This is a genomic window from Erythrobacter fulvus, assembly GCF_028595285.1.
Lineage (GTDB): Bacteria > Pseudomonadota > Alphaproteobacteria > Sphingomonadales > Sphingomonadaceae > Erythrobacter > Erythrobacter fulvus.
The window spans coordinates 109,418-128,961 of sequence record NZ_JAQQXQ010000003.1 but is presented as its reverse complement, the minus strand read 5'-3'; the positions used below and the strand labels follow the sequence as shown (position 1 = coordinate 128,961).

Sequence of the window (19,544 nt, the reverse complement as noted above, 5' to 3'; positions counted from 1 at the left end):
GCCGAGCCACTCGCGTTTGCGCAAGTCCGTCGAGCCGCGCCCTATGGGTCATGATCCCGGGAAAGACAAGCGCAGCCGGGCACGGCGAGCTGCGCGCGGCGCACGGCGCGCTCTAGTTTACCCCCAGCGCCTGTGCCTGGCGCCGCAGTTCCGCCGCCTCTGCCGGGTTGGCCTTGATCGCCGCGTCGAGTGCCGCCTTGGCCTTGGCCGGTTCACCCAGCGTCATGCGGCTGCGCATCAGCATCACCCAGCCATCAAGGTTCTGCGGGTTTTCCTGCAGGCGGTTTTCAAGCTGGGCGACCATGCCTTCGGCCATCTCGCGCTGCTGGCTTGGCGTCATGGCACCGGCCGCGGCGACCTCGGCCGCGCTCGGCCCGCGCACGTCGGGTGCTGCCGGCGCCGCCTGCGCAAGCATCGCGGGGCTGCGCCCCTGCTGGACCCGGGCAATGCGCGGGGCGACGTCGATCTTGTTCATCGCGCCGACCTGTTCGATCGTGCGCACCAGATCGGCCTCCCACGGCGCGCCGGGCGGTGTATCGGCCAGCAGATCAAGCCACGCGGCGATCGCGCCTTCGTGATCCTTGTCGATATCCTTCTTCACGGCGAGGAAATAGCGCGCGCGCGGATCGGCTGGGTCGAGCGCCAGCGCCTGCTGAAACGCGGCGAGGGCTTCGGGGGGGAGCGGATCGCGGCTGCTGGCCAGCACCAGCGCCTCTCCCAGCGCGGAATGCAGCACAGCCTCGTCCGGCGCGATGGCCACCGCCTTGCGATAGGCTGCGGCGGCTTCGGTGAATTCACCGCGCTGGAAATAGGCGAAGGCCAGATCGCTCCACGGGCCCGAATTGTCGGTGGAGGCTTCGGCTGCGGCCTTCAGTGCCTCGATCGAGGGCGCACCCTCTGCATCCGCCCCGGCTGCCGGATCGCTGCCCCCCGAACCTTCGTAAACATTATATCCGATTGAGCCTGCCGCCAGCAGCAACGCCGCCCCGAGCAGCACCCAGCCCGCCTTCGACGTGCCGCCCGCACCCTGATGTTCCGTTGCATTCATGGGCCGAGCGCTAGCACCGCGGGCAAGGTGGGGCAATTCGCTCTGGCATCAGAGGCGCTTTTGACTATGGTGACGGATGCAATCTATCCGCGACAGGGGGAAGGATAGTTGGCCGGGAGGTTCAAGGTAGCCATCGTCGGATCGGGCCCCGCAGGGCTCAGCGCCGCTGCGCGTGCCGCGGCGCTGGGGATGAGCCACGTCCTGCTGGAAAAGACCGATCACCTCTCCGACACGATCTTCAAGTACCAGAAGGGCAAGCATGTCATGGCGACGCCCAGCAATCTGGTGCTGCGCAGTGACATCGATTTCGAGGCGGGCAAGCGCGAGACGATTCTTGGGCGATGGGACGAACAGATCGCCGGTCACAAGGTCAACGTGAAAATCCACGCCGAAGTCGCCAAGGTCGAGGGCGAAAAGGGCGCGTTCAGCATCCATCTGCGCAATGGCGAGGTGGTGGAGGCCGAAGCCATCGTGCTCGCCATCGGCACGCAGGGCAACCCCAACAAGCTGCGCTGCCCGGGTGCGGATTCGCCGATCATCCAGTACCAGCTCGACGATCCCGGCGAATATTACGACGAACACATCACCGTCGTCGGTTCGGGCGATGCGGGGATCGAGAACGCGCTGGGCCTTGCCGCCGATCCGGCACAGCGCAACGTCGTCACCATCCTCAATCGCAGCGCCGATTTCGCCCGTGCCAAAGGGGCCAATGTCAAGCTGCTGGAAGAGGCCGAGCGCGATGGCCGCGTGATCGTGCGGCGCGAAACCACACCTGCCGAAGTGCGCGACAGCGAATTGCTGCTCGACACCCGCGACGGGCAGGAAGCGATCCGCTGCGATCGGATCATCGCGCGCACCGGATCGCAGCCGCCGCGCGGCTTTGTCGAGGCGATGGGGATCGAATTCTCCAGCCCCGAACCCGGCGCCTTCCCCAAATTGTCGCCGGTGTTCGAGACCACCAAGCCCGGCATCCACGTGATCGGCGCACTGGCGGGCTATCCGCTGATCAAGCACTGCATGAACCAGGGCTATGACGTAATCGAGTTCCTGAACGGGAACCACGATCTCAAGCCCGCAGACGAGCCGATCCTCGCCGAAAAATTCGCGCAGCTCCCCGGCAATCGCAGCGTCGAACAATGGCTGGAGGTGTTCGGCAAGAACGTCCTTATCCTTGCCGATCTTTCGACCCTGCAATTGCGCGAGCTGATGCTGGATTCGACCTGCCACGCCTATGAACCGGGCGAGGTGATCTTCCGCCGCAACGATCCGGGATCATCGATGTTCGCAATCGCCGAAGGCTCGGTCGCGGTCGAGGTGAACCCAGCCGATCCCTCGATCACGGTTCCGATCGAACAGGGTTCGATCTTCGGCGAGGTCGGCCTGATTTCCGGCCGCCGGCGCGGTGCCACGATCCGCGCTGCGGAACCGGTGATCGCGCTCGAATTGTCGCGCACCGCCGCGCTGAAACTGCTGGCAACCTCGCCCGGCGCGGCGCGGGTGGTCAATGCCATCTCGATCGAGCGGCAATTGCTGCAAATGTTCGGTTCCGGCCTCACCAAGCAGGACGTGGCTCCGCTGGTCGAAAGCGCAGAGGTGATGCAGGCCCGCGCAGGCCAGGTGATCGTCACCGAAGGCGCAGACGACAAGGACGTGTTCATCGTCCGGCGCGGTTCGATGATCGTCGAAAAGCAGATCGGCGAACGGCCCGTATTCCTCTCCTATCTGCCCGCGGGCAGTTATTTCGGCGAAATGGCGGTGATCGACGGTTCGGCGCGCACCGCGACGGTAAAGGCCGCAATCAAATCCGAAGTGATCCGCCTTCCCGGCGAAGGCTTCCTCGCCCTGCTGGAAAAGAATCCGGCCCTGCGGACACGCGCGCTTAAGGACATGGCGGGGCGGCGCGCGACCAACGAATTCATCGAAAGCCGCAAGGACAGTTTTTCGGGCGCGGTCGATCTCTATTCCGAAACCGCAGCCTTCCTTGTCGATAACGGCATCGGCGAGGCGACCGACGTGCTGCTGATCGATGAAAAGCTGTGCATCGGCTGCGACAATTGCGAAAAGGCCTGCGCCGATAGCCATGACGGCCTGTCGCGGCTCGATCGCGAGGCGGGGCGCACCTATGCGCATCTCCACGTGCCGACATCCTGCCGCCACTGCGAACACCCGCACTGCATGGCCGACTGCCCGCCCAATGCGATCAAGCGCGGGCCGGACGGCGAGGTGTTCATCGACGAGACCTGCATCGGCTGCGGCAATTGCCAGCGCAACTGCCCCTACGGCGTGATCCGCATGGATGCCAAGCCGCCCAACAAGCCGAGCCTGCTCCATTGGATGCTGTTCGGCAAAGGCCCCGGCCCGGGCGAAGCCTCGTATAGCTGGCGCAAGAAGGAGGCCGAGAAGGAAGGCGGCCAGAAGGCCAAGCAGGCGATCAAGTGCGACATGTGCTCCGGCATCGACGGTGGCCCTGCCTGCGTGCGGGCCTGCCCCACCGGCGCGGCAATCCGCGTTTCGCCCGACAAGTTCCTGACCTTCACCAAGCTGACCGAGGACGCCGAGTGATGGCGACCAGGGCCGGCGGAACGGGGCGCTATGCCCAGGACGAAAAGCGGCGCGATTCCGATCACGTCAGCTTCCTGAAGCACAGGCGTTTCCGCTGGCTGTGGATCGCGTTGGCTTTGAGCGTCACCTGCATCCTCGGCTACGTAATGATCGACCAGCAGCCGCGTCCCAATGGCGGTTCGTGGTACGGCTACACGCTCGGCACGATCGGCTTTGCGCTGATTATCTGGCTATCGCTGCTGGGCGTGAGGAAGCGCCGGATCAACCCGGGCGCATGGAGCCTGAAGGCGTGGACATCGGCCCACGTCTATCTCGGCCTGTCGCTGATCGTGATCGGCACGCTGCACACCGGCTTCCAGATCGGCTGGAACGTCCATACGCTGGCCTATGTGCTGATGCTGCTGGTGATCGTCACCGGCATTTACGGGGTGATCGTTTATGCCACCCTGCCCGCCAGCCTTTCGGCCAACCGCAAGGAAATGACCCGCGCGCAGATGCTGGAAGCGCTGACCGCGATCGGCCGCCAGCTGGAAACCGCCGCGCAGCCGCTGGACCGCGCCGAGGCCGATCTGGTGATCGCCGCGCTGTCGCAGGACGTGTTCGCCGGCGGCGCACTGGCGCGGCTGACAGGGCGCTATCCCGGCTGCGCCACCGCACGGGCGCTGGGCGGCATGGGCACCCGTTCCGAAGGCGAACAGCGGGTTGTCGCCCTGCTTGAAAAGCGCGCAGAACAGCTTTCCCAGATCCGCGGTGCGCTGCGCATCCGCGCGCTGCTGGAAGTCTGGCTGTTCATCCACATCCCGCTCACCATCGCCCTGATCGCCGCGCTCACCGCGCATGTGATCAGCGTGTTCTTCTACTGGTGAGGCGCGGGCGATGGCATTCCTGATCCGCACCATCGATTTCACCGCCGCCGGACGCGAAATTATTCGCGACAGGGTAGTGGAGCAGGCAAGCCTGACCATCGGCCGCGCGGCGGAAAACGACATCCACCTGCCCGATCTCGCGGTCGAGCAGCGTCACGTGCGGATCGACCTGCAAGCGGACGGCACGCTGGCGGTGCGGGCGCTCGGCACCTTGGGCTTCGGGCTTGACGGACGCACCGTTTCCGAGGCGTCCATAGACCCGCGCACCGGCGGCGAGATCGCGCTCGGCGCGGCACGGCTAGCGGTGGCGCGCGAGGGTGACGGCAATATCGCCATTACCATCCGTCAGGTCGCCGCCGAAGAGGGCAAGGGCGACGCGCTGCGCGGCTTCGCGCTCGCCAGCGTGCTGCCGAGCAAGCGCGTGATGAGCTGGGCCTTCGCCGGAGCAATCCTGCTAGCGCTGCTGATTGTGCCGGTCGCCAGCTACCTGCTGCGCACGCCGGTCAAGAACGATCCCACGGGCGAAACCCCCGGTCAGGTGGTGATGGACGCGGCATGGTCCACCGGCGACCTGTCGCTACGTCACCACAGCCTCGAGAATAATTGCGAAAGCTGCCACGTTGGCGCCTTCGAAAGCGTGCAGGACGAAACCTGCCTGTCGTGCCACGAGGATACCGGCGATCACGCCAGATCGAACCGTCTAGCTGCCGGGATGCCGCCGCTGTCGGCGGGCGATGCGCTGCAATGGAAGATCGCGGAAAGCCTGGGCAAGGAAGGTCCGCTGGGCTGCGTTTCGTGCCACACCGAGCATGAAGGCGAAGTGCGCCAGAAGCCTGCTTCGGAAGCGTTCTGTTCGGATTGTCACAGCAATCTCGACAACCGGCTGACCGACACCAAGCTCGCCGATGCGCATGATTTCGGGAAAGACCACCCGCAGTTTCGCCCCGCCTACTACGCCAGCTTCGGCGAAGCGCAGCCGGTGCGTGCCGCGCCGGGCTCCAAGCCGGTCGAGAAGAGCGGCCTGAAATTCCCGCACGATGTCCACATGAACGCGCGCGGCGGCGCGGCACGCATGGCGGTGTCCTTGCCGCAATATGGCCAGCCGCTCGAATGCAAGGACTGCCACACGCTCACGCCCGACAAAATGTCGTTCAAGCCCGTGGAGATGGAGGACGCGTGCGAGAGCTGCCACAGCCTTGTGTCCGGACGCACGGCTGCAGGAGGTTTCAGCAAGCTGCGCCATGGTGATGTGAAGGATCTGGCCGAAGACCTCGCCCGGATCGGCTCCGGTCCGCGCGCCACGCCCGCATCGGGTCGCACCCGTCCGGGACAATTCGCGCGCGGCGGGGTTTATACGGCTGATTTCGGGCGTCCCGTGCGGGCCTATATCGGTCTGTCCAACGCGCTGGCGCCGGGCGGCATCTGCACCGAATGCCACCTGCCCACCACCAGGAACGGACAGCGCGACCTTATGCCGGTCAACCTGCCCGACCGCTTCCTTACCACCGGCTATTTCACGCACGAAGCGCACAAGAAGGAAGAATGCACCGATTGCCACGCCGCTGACACGTCGAAGGCGGCGAGCGACCTGCTGATCCCCGATCTGAAGAGCTGCCGCGACTGCCACCTCGGCGCGACCGCCGTGAAGACGAAGAAGATCGTCCCGTCCTCCTGCGCCATGTGCCATTCCTATCACCTGCCATCGGGCCAGTGGTCGCCCGAAGCGGAAGGGAACGACCCGCATTACCGGCCCGCTCCCGCCCCTGACAAAACGAAGGTTGCGGCGATATTCGGGAAGGCTACACCCTGAACATGGCCCGGCTCGCAGCCTCATCGCAACGCGCTGTGCTGATTGCGCAGATGACCGATATTCATGTCGGCTTCGCCCCCGACGAGCTTCCCGAGGAGCTCAACCTCACCCGCTTCCGCGCCACGCTCGAACGGCTGCTCACCGGCCCGAATGTGCCGGACATGCTGGTGCTGTCGGGCGACATCACCGATCACGGCGATGCGGAAAGCTTCGCCAAGACTGCCGCGCTGCTGAAGGACTGCCCCTTCCCGATCGTCCCGATGGTGGGCAATCACGACAGCCGCGAAGGCTTACTGAGTGCCTTCCCGCAGGTCGTGCCGGCAGACGGCGGCTTCCTGCATTACGTGATCGAGGCGCCACTGGGCCTGCGCATCATCTGCCTCGACACGCTCGAGGATGGCCGCCACGGCGGCGCCTTCTGCGAAAGCCGCGCCCGGTGGCTGGGCGATCGTCTGACCGAAGCGTCAGAACAGCCGACGCTGATCTTCATGCACCACCCGCCGGTGGTCGCGGGGATCGACTGGATGGACCCTGCCCCTGACGAGCCGTGGATGGAGCGTCTGCGCGAGGTGCTCACCGGCCAATCGCAGGTGCAGGCGATCCATTGCGGACATCTGCACCGCCAGATCACCACGCAATTCGCGGGCATCCCTCTCGGCGTGACACCCTCGGTCGCGCCGCTGGTGGCAATGGACCTGACCCCGATCGACAAGGACGTGCCCGACGATCGCGAGCTCATCACCACCGAACCGCCGACCTACGCGCTGCACCGCTGGGACGGGGCGACCCTCGTTTCGCATTACGAGCGTGTCGGTGACTGGCAAGTGCTCGCCCGCTTCCACGCGGGGCTGCAACCGATGATTGAAGGCATGTTCGCCGAGCGCGAATAGCGCCCGACCCCGCCTATTTCGTCCGCGCCTCTGCCCGCAGCACACCCTGCGGCGCAATCCCGACCCAGCGCGTCATATCGACCGCGTCGGAAACCTTCCACGGCACGCCGCTGCGGGTCATGAACAGCCGCTCCATCTCGGGCCGGGTGAAGGGTCGCGAGCCGAGCCGGCCGAACACCGCCATCTGCCCGCCGGTCTCGTCCACCGCACGATCGCGGTCGAGGCCCTTGGACAGCGCAATCGCCGGCGTCGGCGTTTTGGCCCAGGCGATCAGTTCGGGCACCGGCGCAGGGGAAAAACCGTAGAAATTGCGCTGGCTGTCGGGGCTGGTCAGTTGCAGCACCTTCATGCCGTTCCGCCCGTCTGCGACATAGGCAATCAGCGAGGCATTGGTGGTGCCCACGATCACGTCCTCGGCATCGTTCAGCGCGCCGCCCAGCGTCACCTTCTGGTGGATCCGCGGAGACAGCGGGTTCTTGACGTCAAGGATCACCAGACCCTCGCTCTTGGCCGCGACATAGGCATAAGTGCGCGCGACATAAATGCGGCGCGCATCGGCGAGCGGAACGGTGGCCTGGGGCACCGCCACCGGGTTGCGCAGATCGGTGACGTCGAACAGCTTCACCCCATCGGCGTCCGACACCCACAGGTAACGGAACTGGATCGCGCTCGCCCGCGCGTCGCGCAGCGGCCGCACCGCCGCCAGTTTCGGGCTGTCGGGATCGGCAAGATCAACCACCACAAGGCCCTTGGCCGCAGTGACATAGGCGATCTCGCCTGCGAGATGGATATGCCGCGCCCCGTCCAGCACCCCGCCCGGATTCCACGCATCCGACCCGTCGGCGAATGTCTTGCGGCGCAGCTTGTTGTTGCGGAATTCGCCGTCCGCCAGCGTGTTGACGTTGACGAGGATCAGGCCCTCCACACTGTCGGTCACCACCGCGTAGTTGTAGATCGGCAGGAACGGCTGTTCCTGGTTCATCTCGCGCATTTCGGGGGTGTTGCGCGTCGGCGCGATCGCCTGATTGGTGGCGAGCGCCATGCAGGTGGCGTTCGTCGTCTTGACGTTGGTGTCATGGCCGAGCGGAGAGAACGGCCCTTTGAGGATGCGCTCCGACGTGCCCTTGTTGGCGATGCTTGCCACGTCATAGGCGGTGAACCCGCCCTTGCCTTCGGCCACGAACATGTATTCGCCGCGCAATTGCAGACAGCCGACCGGGCCGGGCGTGCCTTCATGCACGTTGACGAATTCCTCAAAAGGATGGGTTTCGCCCGACAGGTTCTTGTCGAAGGCCTTGCCCCGCACCCAGTTCTTCAGCTCGCGGCCATTATCCTCGACATGCATGCGCCAGTAATCGGGATAGGCGTAGCGGTGGAGGTACGATCCGATCACCGCCTGCGGTTCGTCATATTCGGTAACGCGCGTCGCCTGGAAACCGCCTTCCAGGCCGGTCCACGCATTCAGCCCGACGAAATTGACGTAATTGGTGCCGAGCAGCAGCAGCTGCGCCATGATCGCATTGTTATCGTCCTTGTCCGACAGGTGGCAGTCCGAGCAGGTCTTGGTCTCGGTCTTGCGCACGGTGTGCGGGAAATGCGGCGCGAAGGCCTGCGAGGAAAAGCCGATGGCGGATATGGGCGGCTGCTGCACATAGATGCGTTCGCGGTTGATGTTGGTCGATGACAGCACCAGCGCCGAGGACGAACGCACGGGCGCGATCTGGCTACCCTTGGTGGTCATGTGCTTGCCCAGCTGGAACATCTGGTCGCGCGCGACCTGCGGGTTGTAGGTCGCGAAATTGCGTGTCTCTCCGCCTTCGTAGCGGTGGCTCTTGGTCTTCCAGTTGGCCTCGATCGGCAGGTGGCACCCGCCGCAAGAGGTCGTCCATGACAGGTGGCACGTGAAGCAAGCCATTTCCGGATCGCGGTGGGCGCGGTCGCCTTCCGCAATGCCGGTGCCGAATTCGAAATTGCCCGTTTCCGCGCCGTACCGGCTGACTAGCTTGGCCCGCGCCGCCTTGGCGTTGAACACCGGGGTCGACGGGTCGACCGAATCCTTGACGAGGCTGACCTCCCACGAAAGCTTGGGATCGACGATCGAACGCTGGATCAGCTTGCGCTGTCCGTCCTCGCCTTCGATCCATTCGAACCGGCGCTGGCCGTCGGGATTGCGCAGCAGGGCCATGTCGTGGCCTTCGGGCGGCGCGGCGGGGCCGCTGGTGCGCAGCGTGGGATAGGCGTCGGGCGTGCCGTGGCAGTCCTTGCACCCGATCTCGATCGCGTTGGCGACTTCGCCATAGATCAGCCCGTTACCGTGGCTGTCCTGTTCGTAATGGCAATCGGCGCATTGCATCCCGACTTCGGCGTGGATGCTCATCAGGTGCACTGCCTTGCCCGGATTGGTGCCAGGCTGGACGAATTTGCCCTCACCCTGCTTGCGCCATTTTTCCGGATCGTCGGGATCGACGATATTGCCTTCCGCATCGAGCAGGTTGCCTTCGCGGTCGCGCTTGAAGATCGCTCGGAAATTCCAGCCGTGGCCGTGATAATCGGCAAACTGGGTGTCCTTCAGCGTCGGGTTCAGATCGTAGACGTTGCGAAGGAAATCGAGATCGGCCCACTTGCCCCTTGGCGCGGCCCCTTCGGGGTTGCGATCAGTGACGGCGCGGACTTCCTCGGCGGTGGGATATTTCTGCTCCTTCGGCCACATCGCGGGCGCGTCGGATTCGTAATCCCACATGGTGTAGCCGAGGTAGGAATTCAGGAAGATATTGGGCTGGTGCATGTGGCAATTCATGCACTGGCTGGTGGGGATCGCGCGGGTGAAGACGTGCTGGAGCGGGTGCCCCTTTTCCTTCACCTGCCCGTCCGGCGTCAGCAACGCATCGTCGTCCTGTGTGCCGTGGCCATGGCCGTCATCCGCGCCGTGTCCGGGCTCCTTCACCGCGCCATGCCCGGCTTTTTTCTCGCCATAACCGGCCGCGTGCTCGATCTTGCTGGCGATGGTGGGATCGACCGTGATCGACTGCCCGTCGCGCCCGTATTGCGCATAAATCAGCGAATGGCGCGGCTCGCGGTCATTGGCATAGACGACGTGGCAGCTCGCGCAGCCCGAATGGCGGTAATCGCCCGGCTGATCATTGGTGCCCATGAACCAGGTGAAAGGATCGTTGAGGCGGGTCTTGTGGATGTTGAGCGCCGGGATCGCCACACGCAGGCCGGTGCCGGGGCCGCGGTTCGACTGCTTGAGATCGGGCCGCCCCGGCTCTTCCAGCCGCTGAATCTGGCCTGTCGGGTTCGGCAGACCGATTTCAGGGAATTGCGAATTGATGGTGCGCCCGCCGCGCTCGAACACGCGGAAGATGTCGCCCGGCGGGATCACGTGCCAGGTCGGCAGCGGATAAAGCTCGGCCAGCACCCCGCGTGCGACCTGTTCGGTCGAAAGCTTGCCGTCCGGCGCGGCGCCCGGTGAGGTGATCTTCGCCGCTTCGCCCTTGCGGGTGTAAGCCTCGCCCAGCAGGTAGTTCTTGAACGGCAGGATCCCGTTATTGTAGCTCGCCCCGCCCCACAGCATCGCGCCGGTCGCCATGATCGAACGTTCCGCCGCCTCGATCGCCTGGATGTGGCACGAACCGCAGGCCTCGCGCGCAACGCGGTAGTCCGATGGGTTCACGAACTTGATGAACTCCGGCGCCTCCTTGTTGAGCAGCGCATAGGACCGCTTCGGGTTGGCCGATGACGGGAAATGCCAGCTGTCGGGATATTTGGGCAGCACATGCGCCCGGTCGCGCGCAGCGACATAATCGGGGTGATCATGCGGCAGCTCGGAATCCCCGCGCACCGTCGCGTCGCCGCCGTGGCAATCGGTGCAGCCCAGCCGCACCGCAGGCGTCAGGTGCATGGTCGGCGCGTCGGACTTCACATGGCAGGTGTTGCAGCCTTCGGACTTGGCGTTCATCTCCGCCACCGATTGCCGCTGCGGCGCGGGCGGTGCGATGACGCGGGAGTAATCGCGCTTGACCGGCTTTTCCTTGTCCGCCGCCATGGTGTCGCCCGCGAACAGCGCGAGCGCAAGGAACGCCGCTGCAATAAGCAGCGCGATATGACGGGCAAAGGGTCGGGCAAGCGTCAACATCAGTAGGTCAGCACCACGTTGGCGAGGATGGAGTAGAACTCCTTCTGTCCCCAGAGATTGTCGAACAGGTCGCGGAAACCGTCACCCGCCACCAGCGTCGCCGCCGACAAACGCATGACGATGTTCTGCGTCGCCTTGGGCCGCCAGATCGCCGCCGCCGACAGGTCGAAGCCGATCTCTTTGGGGATCGAGCCTTCGTTGCGCAGCACTTCGAGGTTCGATGTGTTCTCGAACCACAGGTGATTGGCATTGGCCGACAGGCGGAATTCGGGCGTCAGGTCGAAATCGGCGCCAAGCCCCAACAGCATCAGGCCGGGGTTGTTGAAATTGCTCTGCCCCTGCTCTTTCGAGGAACGCAGCGAATTGAGGATGCCGTTGCGCCCGTTGACGGCAATCGCACGCCCGCCGCCGGCAAAGGGAATGGTCTGCCGGATCCAGTAGGACGTGTCGGCGCCGGCGAAGACGGGGTTTTCGAAGATCGCATCGAACCCGCCTTCGGTGTCGTCATAGGGATCGCTGTCGCCGCTGGCATAGGCACCCGACATGCGGAAGCGCATCCAGTCCTTGTCGTAACTGGCCTCCAGCGCGGCGAACTGAGCATTGATGTCAGCCGGACGGTCGGTGAAGAAGCTGTTCCGGTCCTCTCCCAGTGCCCAGTATAAGCTGCCCGTCAGGTTCACGCGGCCCACCCGGCCGTCGACATTGTAGCCCAGATAGACGACGTCGTATTCGCGGCCCCGCAGCGTCCCCAGCAGCGCCGGGCGTACCGGGAAGCCGTTGGTGTCGATCTGGATATCGTCCGCCTCGCGGTTCATGTTGTAGACCACGGTGAACTGGCTGGTCAGCGCCGGGATCAGGAAGTCCTGGCGATAGGCGTTGGCGACGAACACGAAATCGTCGCGCGGGGACCGCAGGATCGCATTCAGACCGCTGTTGGTATCCTTCTCCAGCCGCCAGAATGCGCCGAGGTTGAACTGGAAGCGGTTGTTGTCGCGCGATCCGAACAGACGCACGCCCAATTGCTGATCGTTGAATAGGAAGCCGCGGAAATCCGACTGGAACGGCTGGATGCCCGCGCGGATCGAGATGAAATCGAACCTGTCATTGTCGAACTGGCTGAAGTGGTAATCGACGAAGGCTTCCTGCACCCCGAGAAACTGGTCGAGCCGGTGGCTGGGGCGCGAAGGTTCGACGAACAGCACACGGCGTTCGGGCACATCGACGTAATTGACGTTGTAGGCCAGCGTGACGCGGTATTCGATCGTCGGCGGCTTGAAGGTGGTCGAACCCTTCAGCAGCGCGAAGCCGGCGATGAAGGTCTGGCTGAACACCTGACTGAAATCATCACCGAACACATCGATCCGGTCGGGATCCTCGGTGGTCTGCACACCCACAGGGATGGGGAAGGTGCGCGGTTCGTAGACGGAATCGGAAATCAGGTTGGCGACGAAGAACCAGTCATCGCCCTTGATCGGCAGCCACGGCACCTTGGCGCGGTTGATCGGTCGGTCGCCCTTGTAGGTGTTCTGGTTATAGGGATCGAGCAGGTTCTCGCGCACCAGGCCGAGGCTCTCGATCAACCGCCAGCGATCGGGGATTGGCAGCTGATCGGTGGGGAAGGCTTGCGGCGGCGGCGCACGGATCGCGCCTTCGTTCTCCTGCTCGATCTTGTCGGGCAGCGGAGCATTGTATCCGGGCCGTTCGCGCCCTTCGATGATGTCCGGATCGACCGGCGGGATGTCCTGTTCCCAGTCGCGCGCCGGTTGCTCGCCCGGCGGGGCGACGGGCGGTGCCGTCTCCTCCGGCGGCGGCGGGGTGACCTGCATCAGCAGCAGCGCAGGGAGCATCCACGCCATGCTACAATCCCTCGCACACGTTTTGCGTCGGATCGTCGAGGAACGGCGCGAAGGGGCAATTGACGTAGCGCAGCCGCACCTGCCGGCCGCCGACCTGCACCACAATGCGGTCGGCGCGAATATCCCGGGGCGCATTGCCGATCCCGCCGACCCGCACGCCGGCATTATTGAGGCCGAGGAAGCTGATCATGTCGTCCTGATCGATCCCGTCGCCCGATACCCCGATCCCGCCGACCAGCACGCCGTTGCGGTAGATGGGCACAGAGCCGGGGAAGATCTGGATGCCGTTGGCCAGACGCGAATTGCCGCCGGCAATCTGCGGCAGGCCGGTGCAGCCGCGCGGGGTGTCGGTCGCGCTCGCGCCCGTCACAAAACCGAGATGCTGGGCCAGATTGCCGAGCACCAGCGCGCTTTGCAGACCGGTGGAGAACGGGTTGAACTGCTGGATCGGACGCGACAGCGGGCCGTGCGGCTGGCCCACCTCGCCATCGGGGAAATAGGGGCGCGACAGGTTGCCGCCCGAACGATCGGCAAAGGCGAAAGTCCCGGTCAACGCGTTCGGATCGCCGAGGAAAGTCCGCACGCGCTGGACGAATTCGGGCACCTCGCCGGGCGCGGCCAGCAGCTCGCCCGCAGCAAAGGGCCCGGAGAAGAAATTGGCCGTGCGTGCTTTCTGCAACGACACGTCGATGCCGAAGATTGGCGCGTCGGGCGAACGCACGATGCCCAGCACCCGCCCGCGCGTATCGACAAGGCTGATCGTGACCTGCGCGCGGCTGTCGAGCGGCTGGCGGATCTGCGCCCGCGCGCGGCTCATCACGGTAAAGGCCTCTTCAAGGATCGCCTGCGCTTCGCCGGCGGTGATCGGGGCGGCAATGTCGGCTCCGTCGGTGCCGCCGCGCACGGGGAAGCGGTTGGCCCCCGCGCCGTTGGACAGCACAAAGGCATCACGGATCGAGAATTCGGCCGCGGTCGAAGGGCGGATGCCCGAAGCCTCGGTCCCGTAGGCGCTGCCCGCCAGCAGGCCGGCGCCGCTGAAATAGCCCGTCACCGGCAGAAGCGCGCCCGCGGTGCCGGCAAAGCTCGCCCCCGCGACATTGCCGATCTGCGGGTATTCCACATCGGTGTAGCGCAAGCTCGTGCCGTCGGCGGTGATCCTGTCGGCGCGGATGCGTACCGGTGCCTCGAAACCCACCGTGCCTGCCAGCGCGATCGCCTCGTCCAGATCGGTGTCGCGGTCGAGCACGTTGGGATCGAAGCCGTAAGTCCCGTCGGCAATCACGCCCACGCCGCCGATCACAACGCCGTTGCGGTAAAGCGGGAAGCCGCCCGGATCGGCCGACAGGCCGAGCGGCGAACGCTTGGGCCCGATCAGTCCTTCGCTGGCCCGCGCGGACAGATCGGAGCACGGCAGCTGGCTGAACTGCACGCCGAACAGCGGCCCGCTTTCCAGTCCTGCGGTGGTCGGCGCCGGGGGAAAATGCTCCTGCACGATCATGCTCGCCGTGCGGGTGGAAAAGGCATTGCCGCCGCTCGACAGATAAGCGCCAGTGATTGCCTTGGCGATGGCTGCTCCGGCGCTGGGGATGGTCAGCCCCTGTATGTCGATGTCATCTCCATTGGGCGCACCCGGAATGGTCGCGGTAGGCGCAGCTCCCGGCATGGCGAAGACGGCAAGGACATTGCCGACGCGGTCGGTCACCGCGATGGTCGCTGCCGCATTGCGGCTGCGCGCCTCGGCGGCAGCCTGCGCGATGACAGTGCCGACATCGGTAGCCGAAAGGCTGATCGCGGGCGGGATCGAATAGACACCGCCGCTCGGCGGAGGAGGCGGCGGAGGGGGCGTGCCGCCGCCGGTGGCACCGCCATTGCTGGACGGGCTGTCACCGCCCCCGCAGGATGCGAGCAGCAGCGCCGCACCTGCCAGTAATCCGGTTGCCCGTCCCCCGCGCATGCCTATTGCAACCTTCCGATTGCGCCCGCTGCCGATTTGAGCGCGCTGCGGAAATCCGCCGGGCGATAGGCATTGGGTTCTTCAACCGCCTTGTAAGCGCGGGCGATGTCGGCGCGGATGCCGGCGGCCGCGCCGCGCGTGACACGGCCCTCGCGCACCAGCGCATTCAGCAGCGTATCCACCGCCATCACCGCCTGCACCGATCCGGCATAGTCGGTAAAGCGCGGCGCCGTCGCCTCGCCCGCAATCACCCCGATCACCTTGAAGGCATCGGCATCGGCATAGCCGCGGGCCGAAAGCCGGTCGGAAAGCGATCCGGCGCGGGTGGCGAGTGCCTGCGCGGCGGCGCGCGCATCGGCCGGATCTGCCGCCATCGCGCGGTGGAATTCGCGGCTCGCGCTGCGGAACGCCTCGGCCTCGCCCGGCACCAGCGCGCCCGCGACGGCGGAAAGCATGATGATGTTCTCGTCATTGAAGGGCGGGTTGCCGAACGGGATCGGGCGGGCGGGATTGGTCTCGAAGGTCAGCTTGCGCTGCGGGCCGTCGGTGATGGTGCGATGGCACGAATGGCAGTCATAGAAATAGAACTGCGGGAAGGCACCCTGCATCTGGAACCTGGGCTGGGCGAAAAGCGTCGTGGCGCGGCGCACCGCTTCGGCCTGCCCCACTGCCCAGAAGCGCAGCGAACCGGGCGCGCCTTTGCGCGCGGTGTAATCGGCATCGATGTTGTGGTGCTGCTGGAGTGCGCTGAACAGGTCGAGCTCGAACGACACGCGCGGGTGGCCTGCGGCCATCATCGCGTGGGTGACGAACTGACCCGGCTTGTCCGATCCGTAATGGCAATCAAGGCACACATTGGCCCGCGCCTTGGGATTTTCAAGCGGGGTTAGCCCGGCCGCGACATTCGAAGCATGGGTGGCAGGCAGTGCATAGTGTTCGGCCAGCCAACTTCCGCCCGATGGTCCATGACAGCTTTCGCACCCGACCCCGTCCGAAAGGGTGAACTTCGCGCCGCGCTGGCTGGCAGGCGCGTAGGTCGAATGGCAGCCGAGACACGCCGGGGCTGCCTGTGCATTGCCAAGGCCGAGGCTGGCGGCGATCTGCTGTCCGCGCCGCCCGCCAAGGACTGCATAAGCGCGGCTGTGGGCGCCCGAGGGCGAGGACGGTTCCTGCCAGGTGGCGATTTCGTCCTGCCGCACCACCGCGCCATTGCCCTCCGCCCGGCCATGGCAGGTTGATCCGGCGCAAGTCGCCACGCCTTCGAAAGTCGGATTGCCGATCGCAACAGATGCGGGATAGAGCGCAGCGAGGCCGAGCACCGCGAGCAACCGCACGATGTGTGGCCTGCGATCGAGGCCAGCGATCAGTTTCGCCAGAACTCCCGTCATCCCATCCCCCCCGAGATGCCTGCCTTTCCAACCTTGTGGCGGAAGCGGCAGGCTAGCAAGCTGCCCGGACCCGCGCTTGTAGAGCCGCGTCAGCAATGCAATCGCGTGCCGACTCCCCCGCCGGGCCGACCGATTACCCCCTTGTCCCAAGCTTGGGACCGCGATGCAACAGGCAAAGCGCCGTTTTTATGCCCGTAAGGTCCGCAACCCGAAGGCGATCGGCCTTAACTTGCCGCTTCGGCCGATGCCTCCAGCGTGCTCGCCAGCGCTTCGAGCTGGACCGAGCAGCCCTTGGCAATCAGGGCCTCTGCCAGCGCATCGGGCTGTTCGAAGTCATCTGCCAGCAACACGAAGCTCAGTTCCGCGCTGGTCGCACCGTCGGGGCCGGTGACCATGTAATGCCCGCCCTCGGCAATCGGCATACGCGCCGGATCAAGCGCCGCGACAGTCACCGTGTCATCGAAGGTTACTTCGGCTTGCGGCCCGGTCTCGCCGTGATCGCCGTCACCATGCGCCGTAACGCGATAGGTCGCAGTGCCTTCGGTTCCGGGGCGCCACAGGCGGACGGTGGCCAGATCATAAAGACAGATTGTGCCCGAACGGGTGATGTCGACATACCACAGGCTGGGATTGGTCACCGCCTCGTCCTCGGGCGCACGCACGGCCCCGGTGCGCACACGGGTGGCGGCGCGCTTGCGGGTGAGCGAAGCGAAGCGGTCTGACGCGACCTGTGGCCTGTCGCCGACGCGAAACGTGCCCGCGCCCTTGATCACGCGCGTACCGTCCGATGTCAGCACCGTCACCACATCGCCCGCTTTCAGGGTGATACTGGCATCATCGTCAAGCTTGGTGCCGACCGGGTATTTCGTTGACGACGGGCCGGTGGACTTGACCACCACGCCGGCCATAGCCGCAACCGGCAGGGCCAGCGCCGCGCCGCCCAGTGCCAGCGCCGCCATCGTCCGTTTCATTCTAGCCGAGAACATAAGTTCCTCCCTCGTCCATTTCATGCATCCGCCTTAGCAGATTACGCAATGCTGTATCATCCGTATGACGACCGGCGACATCCTGCACGAGCCGAAGCGCGGCGTCGCGGTCGGTCGCAGCCAGCCCGCAAGCCCGGGCCAGCAGAGCGCGATCTTCATCGGGAAAGTCCGGCGCAGGCTCGAACAGGTCCACCGGACGCGCCCGCCCGCGCAATCGCACCCTGCCCATCTGGCGCCACCAGTCCAGACCCGAAGCCTCGGCAAACTCGCGGCTTGCCATCACGCTTGAATCGAGCGCCTTGTTGGCCGCCTCCAGCCGTGCGGCAGTGTTCATGGAATCGCCCAGCGCGGTATACTGGATACGCGTCGCGCCGCCAAAATTGCCGATAACAGCCTCGCCATAATGCAGGCCCACCCGGGTCTTGCCGATCTTGGGCAGATCGGGATCCATTGCCGCCACCTCGCGGCGGAATTCCTCGCCCGCCTGCCACATCGCATAGCCCGCCTTCGCCGCACGATTAGCGTCGTCCTCGCGGCTGATCGGCGCGCCCCAGAAGGCGACAACCGCATCGCCCACGAACTTGTCGATCACCCCGCCATGGTCGAGCACCACCTGGCTGAGCAAATCGAGATAGCGGTTCAATAACTTGGCCACCATTTCCGGCGGGATCGCGTGGCTCATCTTGGTGAAGCCCTCGAGATCGCTGAACAATACGAAGATCGCGCGCTTCTCGCCCCCCAGCGACAGCAGTTCGGGCTTGTCGATGATCGCCTGTGCGATGTCGCGCGGGATATATTTGCCGAGCGCACCGGTGGCGAAATTGCGCTGCACCGCGCCCGACGCCCGCGCCGCCGCGGTGACGGCGGTGAAGGCCATCACCCAACCGATCAGCCAGCCGAAGGCAGGCAGTCCGTAGGTATCGACATCGCGCAGTTGCAGCGCCACCGGGGTGCCGATGAAGGCGGCAAACAGCAGCACCAGAAAGGGTGCAAGGCGGCGCGCCGGCCATTCGAGCAGCGCGGTGAGCGCCGCCGTTACCACCACCAGCACCGCCATGGCCCACAGCACCCACACCGGGATCGGCGCCAGCAACCGGTTGTCGAGCATCTGCGCCATGATTTCGGCATGGACCGCGATCCCGGCCGGCACCTCGCCATTGATCGACGTGAAGGTCGTCTCCACCCGGTCGTAATCGACGATGTCGCCGCCGATCAGGACATATTTGCCCGCAATCTGCTCCGCCAGAAACGGGATCACCTCCGGGTCGGGATCGGCGAAAAGATCGATCTGGAGCGAGGCGAACAGCGGCGAATCAACAAACTTCGGCCGGCGATAATCGATCGCGCCCTCGTATCGGTCGAAAGCGGGGGCCGCATCGCCAGCATCGCTCAGCAGGGCCCGGCCAAGCAACGGAGGCAAACCCTCGACGATATTGGGCCAGACACGCGTCGCCCCGAAGGTATTGTCGAGCCGGATGCTGGCGGGCCGCGCCCTCGTACCGGCTAGCGTCGCCTGGAATTGTTCGAGATATTGCTGCTGTTCGTAGACGATATCATCCTGGTTGGTGGCCAGGTTGGCATAGGCAACCGCAACGGGCGTCTGCATCGCACGCAGGGTTTCGATCAGTTCGGCATCCTCGTCCTGCGGCTGGTCGAACAGGATGTCGATCCCGATGGCCTTGGCCCCCATGCCGTCGAGATTGCGCAACGTGCGGGCCAGCATCCCGCGATCGAGCGGCGAACGTTTCTGCGCTTTGATCAGCGTCTGGTCGGTGTAGACCACCAGCACGACGCGCGAATCCTGCTCGACCAGATCGGCGGCGTAATAGGCACGCAAGTCATAAAATGCGCGCTCGGCCTCGCTGGTGAGCGGGGTCGGGACATCGCCGTCGGGTAGCACCCAGCTGAAGCGGGCAATGAACAGCGCCATGCACAGCACCACGAAGGTCGCGAGCAATTGCACCCCGCCCGCCTCGCGCACATTGCGCCAGCCGCGCCGCAACAACCCGATCGGCGTGGCCGCGCGCTGTTCAGCCTGCTCCATCCCCT

The 19,544-nt window shown here is 65.3% G+C and carries 11 protein-coding genes and 1 other annotated feature (1 of these 12 cut by a window edge); of the genes, 4 read left to right on the top strand and 7 right to left on the bottom strand.

Translation table 11 applies throughout. The annotated features are described in order from the left end of the window. Window positions 1-31 (bottom strand) — a sequence feature (sul1 is cis-regulatory element that is thought to sense ions involved in sulfur or methionine metabolism; They are found in Alphaproteobacteria) (it extends 24 nt beyond the left edge of the window). Window positions 32-112: 81 nt separating this feature from the next. Further along, on the bottom strand, window positions 113-1,048 hold the full coding sequence (locus OIK40_RS05135; RefSeq protein WP_273676768.1) for a tetratricopeptide repeat protein: 936 nt from the start codon (window positions 1,046-1,048) through the stop codon (window positions 113-115). A 108-nt stretch (window positions 1,049-1,156) separates the two neighbouring features. Between OIK40_RS05135 and OIK40_RS05130 the strand changes: the two genes are divergently transcribed. The 4 genes from OIK40_RS05130 to OIK40_RS05115 are packed head-to-tail and all read left to right on the top strand — an operon-like array spanning window position 1,157 to window position 7,176. Beyond that, window positions 1,157-3,610 carry a cyclic nucleotide-binding domain-containing protein gene (locus OIK40_RS05130; RefSeq protein WP_273676767.1) on the top strand — a complete coding sequence of 818 codons (2,454 nt, stop codon included), beginning with the start codon at window positions 1,157-1,159 and terminating at the stop codon, window positions 3,608-3,610. Then, a complete protein-coding gene (locus tag OIK40_RS05125) occupies window positions 3,610-4,476 on the top strand; it encodes a hypothetical protein (RefSeq protein WP_273676765.1) in 867 nt (288 codons plus the stop codon). The genes OIK40_RS05130 and OIK40_RS05125 overlap by 1 nt, the downstream gene beginning before the upstream one ends. 10 nt (window positions 4,477-4,486) lie before the next feature. Next, window positions 4,487-6,286, top strand: coding sequence for a cytochrome c3 family protein (locus OIK40_RS05120; protein WP_273676763.1), 1,800 nt, complete (start codon window positions 4,487-4,489; stop codon window positions 6,284-6,286). A gap of 2 nt (window positions 6,287-6,288) precedes the next feature. Then, the gene (locus tag OIK40_RS05115) at window positions 6,289-7,176 is read left to right on the top strand and encodes a metallophosphoesterase (RefSeq protein ID WP_273676762.1); all 888 of its coding nucleotides are present in this window, start codon (window positions 6,289-6,291) and stop codon (window positions 7,174-7,176) included. Window positions 7,177-7,189: 13 nt separating this feature from the next. Here OIK40_RS05115 and OIK40_RS05110 read toward each other — a convergent pair whose 3' ends face one another. The 6 genes from OIK40_RS05110 to OIK40_RS05085 form a co-directional block, all read right to left on the bottom strand. After that, window positions 7,190-11,311, bottom strand: coding sequence for an LVIVD repeat-containing protein (locus OIK40_RS05110; protein WP_374211783.1), 4,122 nt, complete (start codon window positions 11,309-11,311; stop codon window positions 7,190-7,192). After that, on the bottom strand, window positions 11,311-13,158 hold the full coding sequence (locus tag OIK40_RS05105; RefSeq protein WP_374211788.1) for a hypothetical protein: 1,848 nt from the start codon (window positions 13,156-13,158) through the stop codon (window positions 11,311-11,313). The genes OIK40_RS05110 and OIK40_RS05105 overlap by 1 nt, the downstream gene beginning before the upstream one ends. Window positions 13,159-13,168: 10 nt before the next feature. Continuing rightward, window positions 13,169-15,121, bottom strand: coding sequence for a heme-binding protein (locus OIK40_RS05100; protein ID WP_273676759.1), 1,953 nt, complete (start codon window positions 15,119-15,121; stop codon window positions 13,169-13,171). A gap of 2 nt (window positions 15,122-15,123) precedes the next feature. Next, on the bottom strand, window positions 15,124-16,509 hold the full coding sequence (locus OIK40_RS05095) for a multiheme c-type cytochrome (RefSeq protein WP_273676758.1): 1,386 nt from the start codon (window positions 16,507-16,509) through the stop codon (window positions 15,124-15,126). A 224-nt stretch (window positions 16,510-16,733) separates the two neighbouring features. Next, a complete protein-coding gene (locus OIK40_RS05090; protein WP_273676756.1) occupies window positions 16,734-17,468 on the bottom strand; it encodes a hypothetical protein in 735 nt (244 codons plus the stop codon). A 13-nt stretch (window positions 17,469-17,481) separates the two neighbouring features. Then, window positions 17,482-19,539, bottom strand: coding sequence for an adenylate/guanylate cyclase domain-containing protein (locus OIK40_RS05085; RefSeq protein WP_273676755.1), 2,058 nt, complete (start codon window positions 19,537-19,539; stop codon window positions 17,482-17,484). Between the last annotated feature and the right edge of the window lie 5 nt (window positions 19,540-19,544).

What these genes read in the sequence shown, in the direction of transcription:
- OIK40_RS05135 (WP_273676768.1), bottom strand. Translation starts at nt 1,048, where the DNA reads ATGAATGCAACGGAACATCAGGGTGCGGGCGGCACGTCGAAGGCGGGC.
- OIK40_RS05125 (WP_273676765.1), top strand. Translation starts at nt 3,610, where the DNA reads ATGGCGACCAGGGCCGGCGGAACGGGGCGCTATGCCCAGGACGAAAAG.
- OIK40_RS05120 (WP_273676763.1), top strand. Translation starts at nt 4,487, where the DNA reads ATGGCATTCCTGATCCGCACCATCGATTTCACCGCCGCCGGACGCGAA.
- OIK40_RS05115 (WP_273676762.1), top strand. Translation starts at nt 6,289, where the DNA reads ATGGCCCGGCTCGCAGCCTCATCGCAACGCGCTGTGCTGATTGCGCAG.
- OIK40_RS05110 (WP_374211783.1), bottom strand. Translation starts at nt 11,311, where the DNA reads ATGTTGACGCTTGCCCGACCCTTTGCCCGTCATATCGCGCTGCTTATT.
- OIK40_RS05105 (WP_374211788.1), bottom strand. Translation starts at nt 13,158, where the DNA reads ATGCTCCCTGCGCTGCTGCTGATGCAGGTCACCCCGCCGCCGCCGGAG.
- OIK40_RS05100 (WP_273676759.1), bottom strand. Translation starts at nt 15,121, where the DNA reads ATGCGCGGGGGACGGGCAACCGGATTACTGGCAGGTGCGGCGCTGCTG.
- OIK40_RS05095 (WP_273676758.1), bottom strand. Translation starts at nt 16,509, where the DNA reads ATGACGGGAGTTCTGGCGAAACTGATCGCTGGCCTCGATCGCAGGCCA.
- OIK40_RS05090 (WP_273676756.1), bottom strand. Translation starts at nt 17,468, where the DNA reads ATGGCGGCGCTGGCACTGGGCGGCGCGGCGCTGGCCCTGCCGGTTGCG.
- OIK40_RS05085 (WP_273676755.1), bottom strand. Translation starts at nt 19,539, where the DNA reads ATGGAGCAGGCTGAACAGCGCGCGGCCACGCCGATCGGGTTGTTGCGG.